The organism is Fulvivirga sp. (assembly GCF_040220315.1).
Taxonomy (GTDB): Bacteria; Bacteroidota; Bacteroidia; order Cytophagales; family Cyclobacteriaceae; genus Fulvivirga.
The window spans coordinates 1-5,450 of the sequence record NZ_JAVJUY010000275.1 but is presented as its reverse complement, the minus strand read 5'-3'; the positions used below and the strand labels follow the sequence as shown (position 1 = coordinate 5,450).

Sequence of the window (5,450 nt, the reverse complement as noted above, 5' to 3'; positions counted from 1 at the left end):
ACCAGACTCATTTCTTGAAATTAAATACGAAGAATTAGTATCTAATACAGAGTTTACTGTCTTCCATCACCTCAAAAGGTGCTAAGTCTTTGGGATTACCATTGGTATCCACCCAGGTAATTTGCTTCTCATCTTTCGTGCGAGTATCCCAAGTAGTATAAACTCCTGCCACTTGTCTTTTAGAGCTAAGCACCTTCTTTCCTTGCTCGTCTATATTCCAGGTTTCCCAGCGCAAGCCATTATCGTCAAAAATCATTTTAACTGTTCCGAAATCAAGGAAGTTGTTAAACCTTTTTGATTCACCATCTTTACCTACTCTACTTTCAATCACCTCTTTTCCATCTTTGCTTACCTGCCATTTCATTTCCCAAACACCTCTAGAATCTTCAACTCTTTCACCTTCCAAATTTTTGTAAATCATAGATTTCTTATGCCCTAGTTTATCTAATTCAATTTCTTCAGAAGCAATCTGCCAGGAATTGATCATAGGTTTACCCGTTTCATCTTGATAGGTTCTGATAATCTTATTCTCCTCATAGGTAAAAACTAGTTTTGCGGCACCACCAATGGCACCAAATCGCTCATAACCACCTTTTCTATTGGTGTTTCTAAACCAATATTCAATTTTAGATGTACGCCCTTGTTCATCTTTATATATTCTAAAATGCTGCCCATACCCAATTTTGTCTGGTGCAACAGGGTGGCGACCCATCAAACTGCCGTAAGGTGATGCTCTAAATATCATATGTCGATAATATTCTACATTGTCCTGTGCGTGTAGGCTAATTGAAGCCGTAAACAGAATTAATAAGGTTAGTATTTGAGTTTTAAAAGCATTCATAATTTTAGATTTACTGATCAGTCGTGTTGATTAACATTACCATGAGGCAACACACGATTTTATCTGAATGCCAAACTCCGATTTGATATGATTATAGCAGCGGCTGTGGAATTATGTAGGCGGTCATTTTCGAATTATTACCCCATCAATAGTTCCAAAACTGCAAACCAATAAAGTGATTAGAATACAAGAAGTAGCTTAGATAGGAGGCTGCAAAAAGGTTAAGAAACAGCACACATTTTATGGATAACTTATACTCCTTGAAGTTTTTGATAACCAACATGATAAATGCTCCTGTTATCAATGGAAATGATATACTAAATAAAAAAAACATTACGGTTTTTATGTTCATCTCACCTAATGCAATAAGTTCAAATGGGTTTTTAGATATGAATATATAAATCATAGTTCCGAGCTTTATTAACAGCATCGTGCTCATTAAAACTTCAAATCCAAGTGCCGTCCTACTCTTAATCTTCTGATAAACAAATGCAGAAATAAACAATAAAGCAGAAGCCAACAGAATAATAGTGCTTCCAAATAATCCAATTGAACGAAAAAGGTGCACCAAATAAGATTGCCGTTTAAAATAATGCATGGAAGTGCCTCCATCCCAAATAATCATGTCATCACCGTTATCATCCTTCATAAGAGATAGGGAGGCCATGTATTTTTGATTCTCGAATTGCTCACCATGTTGTGAAAGACTGACTAAACCTGGATTTGAATTAGATAGAATTTTGTACTCTCTAGGCTTGAGACCTCCATCAAATAATACTTTATCATCAACCACTTTCAATTCACCACCAAACCTGATCTTATCAAAAAACAGCATGTGTTCATTTCGTGAGTTAATTACTTCATAAAATCCTTCAAATGGTTTTGCTAGTGAAGCATCTTCAGTTAAGCTCAAATCAGATTTTGACTTAAAGTCCTGCAATAAAAATTCGTTTAGTAGTCGTCTGATTTTGGGAATAGGATAGCTGCAATTAGTTGCCACATAATAGCCAATTCCGGCCTCTCGGTTATAAGTTAGATCAGCAAAATTCCAAGCATTACCACTATGACCATGCAATCTAACGTTTCTAAGACCGGGCTTATTTCCAAGTCCGTATCTCCCCGGCATTGCCATTTTGGAATGGTAGCCTGTTTGGCCATTTTCCATTCGCTCTATTGAGGAGAGTTTAACATTTGAATTAGTATCTGAGTGCGCACTTAACAGCATATCTAAGTACTTAATCATATCATTAGATGATGTTACCACAAAAGAAGCAGGGCGTTGCATAAAGTTCTTTCCCACCTCACCGGACTTAAAAAACCTTTCTAGTTTTTAAGTATCAAAATTATACACATAGGGAATTGATATACTATCCGTTTTTTGAGTGAAATCACGTACTCTAGTTTCACTCATCTTGAGAGGATTTAATATTTCATCCTGGACAAAGTCTTCAAACCTTCGACCCGAAACTTTTTCGATTATATATCCCGCTACTGTGTAGTTCAGGTTTGAATAAGAAAAAAGTGTTCCGGGCTGCCACCTGCTTTCCAAGGCATTAGGGTATTTGTTGAGAATTTCTAACAATGGTAAATATTCACTATCAGGTGCTATAAAGTTGTTGAATCTGATATCATCAAAACCTGTAGTGTGTTCCAATACCATTTCAACGGTAATGGGTGACGCATCAGACCACATATTCTTAATGTTAACCTCGGGGATAATTGAACTTATATTGTCTGATAAACGTACCTGTCCTCTTTCTACAAGAATCATCATAGCCATGGCCAGAAAATTCTTTGATACCGAGGCTATATACATTGTTGTATGAGCAGTCATCGGCTTTGCGTTCTCAATGTCACCAAAACCAAAACCTCCAGCCCAATACAGTGAATCACTTTTATTTATAATTGCAATTGACAGGCCGGGAATATCGTCCTTAAGCATGATGGATTGAATAGAATCCCTTACTTCGGTAAAGCTTAAATTTTGACAAATTGAGCCTGTACTCGAAAATAAAATAAGACCGATTATTTGAATGATCTTCATAATTTAATTGCGTTTCATTTACTGTGTGGCACCTGCATTAGTCAAAAATGCATCCCATTAAATGCCATTTTATCTGAATACCAAATCCCGATTTGATATCATTATAGCAACGGCAACGAAATTATATGAATGGTTAGTTAAATGAGATTTGTACATGGGTGCTGAGGACTTTCCTTTTAGAGGTTACCCATTCATGTACACTTTTATCAACCGGATAAAAAAAATACACCATTGATAATTAATACATAATTATAGACATCCGAGAGTCTTTAGTTCGAGGTTATTATCGATTAACCACAACTATGAAAAGAACTTGGCACTTATACCTACCGATTTTAGCACTCACCTGTTTTATATGTACGTCATTCATGATTTCGAGACATGATTTAAATGATGAACAATATCTTGAATTTGGCAAAAGCAAAGATTTTAACGCACTAGCCATCTTTGAAGACGGAAATGGCACATTAATTCATCCTCAATGGGTTCTCACAGCTGCCCATATCGCAGATGATCAAAAAGTGGGTAGTTCTGTATATATCAATGGCAATAGATATGAAGTAGAGCTGGTAAAAATATACCCACAGTTACATACGAATGACTTATTCGAAAAGCGTGATATTGGATTGATTAAATTAAAGAAGGAAGTAACTGATATTACTCCTGCCGACTATGCTAAAACTAACCCCTCTCTAGGAACGAAAATATTTCTAGTCGGCAATGGTGATACAGGAAATGGAAATACAGGTCCTACAAAAAAGGATAGACTGATAAGGGCAGGCACTAACACTTTAGATAGTCTTACAGATCGATTTATATCATTTCAATTTAACAGGCCATCAGACAAAGAAGTAACTGACCTGGAAATTACTCCTGGCCCAGGTGATAGCGGTGGTCCGGCATTAAAAAAAGAAAATAATAAGATGATTATAGTTGGTATAAGTTCCTTTGAATTAGCAGAATCCAGAGCTAAGGAAGCGAGATATGGAAATCGAAATTTTTATACCAATGTAAGCTATTATGCAGATTGGATTAGGGAGACAATTAATGGAAACATTTACTATAAAACAATTATTGATAATAAAGAAGTTGTGCTCATTAGAGAACCAACATCCACTGGCTCAAGCAATATTTTAAGGGTAAATGGCCAAAAACCAGAAGTAGGTGAAATTGTCAAGTATTCAGAAATTATAAATAATCAACTAGCTGAAATAAAAAGGAGCAGTACTGGGAATAACGATCAAATACCTGACTCTAACAACCCCCAATTGGCATTTTTTGCTTATATACAGGAACTGGCAGAATCCGAAGGAATTTATGATGTACAAAGAGCAGGCGGTTTTGTTCTCAATAAAAATGAACTAATAATTGGCGATAAGAAATTATCTGATGAAATCAGAATTAAAGCTCTCAAGAAGTTTGAACAGCTATTTGGTCAGCCACTAGGCAATCAACAGATAAATGCGAGAACTACCAATTAACATAATGATGCTCTCAATCAAATAATGTGCACCACCAAATTCATTATTTAAGGTAGTCTGTATGGAAAATCATGCTACTCATCAGGTTTGAGTAACTCAAACACACAAAGTGAGTAACCTATTATAGTCATCCAAAGCTTAAAGATTATACAATTATATCATGAACTACATTCAATTATTCATACGCAAATTCAAAAAAAACAAGCTTTTTACGTTACTCAATCTTTTCGGGTTAACCATTGGATTAAGTGCGTTCATATATATGAACTCCTATATCCATTTTGAGAGAAGCTTTGAAAATTTCAATCCTTCTGCTGATCGTGTTTATAGAGTAACGAGTCAAAAAACTCAGAATAATGAAATACAAGAGAGAAAATCTTGTGCCCCCGTAATACTTAAAGAGCACCTTTTAGCCACTCATGGTGAAATTGAAAAAGCTGCTCGTGTTCATATAATTGATGCTAAAAGGTTGATCATTCGAATTAATGGTGATAATGGAGATTTTGAAACCTATGTTGAAAATATTGGTCATCATGCTGAAAAGGATTTTTTCGAACTTTTTGGCACTTCTCTTATTGAGGGTAATTCTGAAACTGCATTAGATGGGCCGAATAAAGTGGTACTAACTAAATCAACTGCCGCAAAATATTTCGGTGAAGATAACCCTATAGGCAAATCCATAATCATTACAGATGATTTTGAAATGGAATATGAAGTAACTGGTGTTGTTAATGATGTTCCAGCTAACAGTCACTTTCAATACAACTTACTCATCTCCTTTGACACATTTGTCAAACAAAGACCGCACTGGAGATGGGAGGCTTGGGATTGGGATTACTTCCATACTTACATAAGAGTAAATAAGAATGTAAATCCTGTAGACCTTGAGCAAGGAATTAACTCTTCAATTGCAATTGCCGCTAGCGATGCTTACAAAGAACGCGGCTATACCATGAGCTTTGAGCTACAAAATATTGTAGACATTCACTTAAACTCGAATTTAGGAAGAGAGCTAAATACGAATGGAAATGGTGACTTCCTAATTTATCTTGAAATTATCGCCTATTTCATTTTAATACTAGCC

5 protein-coding genes are annotated in these 5,450 nt (G+C 35.6%); 2 read left to right on the top strand and 3 right to left on the bottom strand.

All coding sequences use genetic code 11. The annotated features are described in order from the left end of the window. Nucleotides 1–34: 34 nt before the first annotated feature. The 3 genes from RLO81_RS13800 to RLO81_RS13790 form a co-directional block, all read right to left on the bottom strand. Entirely contained in the window at nt 35–841 is an 807-nt protein-coding gene (locus RLO81_RS13800; RefSeq protein ID WP_350112658.1) for a hypothetical protein, read from the bottom strand. 145 nt (nt 842–986) lie between these two features. Continuing rightward, a complete protein-coding gene (locus RLO81_RS13795) occupies nt 987–2,141 on the bottom strand; it encodes a serine hydrolase domain-containing protein (protein ID WP_350112655.1) in 1,155 nt (384 codons plus the stop codon). Nucleotides 2,142–2,171: 30 nt separating this feature from the next. Further along, the gene (locus tag RLO81_RS13790; protein ID WP_350112652.1) at nt 2,172–2,885 is read right to left on the bottom strand and encodes a serine hydrolase domain-containing protein; all 714 of its coding nucleotides are present in this window, start codon (nt 2,883–2,885) and stop codon (nt 2,172–2,174) included. Nucleotides 2,886–3,253: 368 nt separating this feature from the next. On the opposite strand from RLO81_RS13790, the gene RLO81_RS13785 reads away from it, so the two are divergent. Continuing rightward, entirely contained in the window at nt 3,254–4,366 is a 1,113-nt protein-coding gene (locus RLO81_RS13785; RefSeq protein WP_350112649.1) for a S1 family peptidase, read from the top strand. Between the two features lie 160 nt (nt 4,367–4,526). Continuing rightward, nucleotides 4,527–5,450, top strand: a 924-nt coding sequence (locus RLO81_RS13780; protein WP_350112647.1) for an ABC transporter permease, incomplete at its 3' end; no start/stop codon positions are given.